The sequence below is a fragment of the Dellaglioa sp. CoH-57-MRSF-20 genome (assembly GCF_056781955.1).
Genome location: NZ_JBXAXV010000017.1, coordinates 1 through 1,135, shown reverse-complemented (window position 1 = coordinate 1,135; position 1,135 = coordinate 1). Strand labels below are relative to the sequence as shown.

The 1,135-nt window shown below is 55.1% G+C and carries 2 protein-coding genes; both read left to right on the top strand.

Annotated elements, in window-relative coordinates; all coding sequences use genetic code 11:
* Positions 1-245: 245 nt before the first annotated feature.
* Positions 246-497, top strand: coding sequence for a hypothetical protein (locus AC1RPN_RS07750; RefSeq protein WP_281106383.1), 252 nt, complete (start codon positions 246-248; stop codon positions 495-497).
* A 156-nt stretch (positions 498-653) separates the two neighbouring features.
* Entirely contained in the window at positions 654-1,040 is a 387-nt protein-coding gene (locus AC1RPN_RS07745) for a hypothetical protein (RefSeq protein WP_281106382.1), read from the top strand.
* Positions 1,041-1,135 lie beyond the last annotated feature (95 nt).

The window sequence follows — 1,135 nt, the reverse complement described above, 5'->3', positions numbered from 1 at the left end:
GGCACGCTCCGGGGTCCGGTGATGCGAGGCATCGAATACATGCGCTCGCTTCATGAAGTGTGCCGCTTTCAGTCTACGGAAAAACGAGGTACGGGTGCAGCGTCCAACTCGGAACTAGGGCGTTGGATGAAGAGCGGCGCACTCGTCATCAACGGACGCGCTTTGGGCCCAATGGACAAAGTTGAATTTCCCATCCAAAGTGTGGTACGATTTCCACGTTCGAAGAAATCGAGGTGCACACTACTATGATTGGATGGCTGAAAAGTTTGATGAACATCGGGGACAATACGCGCACCATCAGCGATGCGTATGATCGCGGGCGCAGCTACGCATGGACCGAGATTCGTGAGGCTGGGGAAGAGCACGAAGTGGAGACGATGGCGCGGCTCCGGGACCTGTCGGGCGGCCAGTTCAACAAGAGTGAGCGCGAAAACGAGTTTGATCGCGGCATCCGGGACGTGTGCGACTCGGTTCTCGACGACTTGGGGCATCCGTGAAAGCGAAACTGAATCTCACGTTCAACGAAATAGCAAACCTTTCGTACGAGTGCTATCACACGTACACCACAGGCGAGTATCAGCACAAAGCATTCAATCCTATTGAATTCGCGCTGGCGCTCATGAATCACGTCGTGATCGACGAGGGAGAAGAGAATGGCAAAAGTGAAACTGAATCTCACGGCTGATGAGCTGAGTGCACTGATCGATAAGTTTCGCGGTCAAGAGCTGGGTGACGATGGAAAGGCCTATGACACGTTTCGGCCCGAGGATTTTGCATACGCGCTGCTGGAACACGTGCACGTGGACGCGAGCCCGTTGCTGCGCGCCATGAACAACGGGCTGGATGAGGTGCGGAACGCGGAAAGGCTCACACGCGAAAACGTTGAGATTTTCAGTAACCCGGAACACCACAACCACGAACTTCTGCAAGAACGCTATCGTGGGATGAGCGACGCCTATCAGTTTGCGCGTGGCTGCGTCGCGCGTCACGTCATGCAGGAACTATCGAACGCTGAGCACTACCATATTGTGGAGGACTGATGGGGCTTTCATATGTGCTAATCGCGACTGCTCTGTACGCTGGCTACGGGACACACCCAGTACACGTCGAGCACGATTACCCTACACGCGAAACG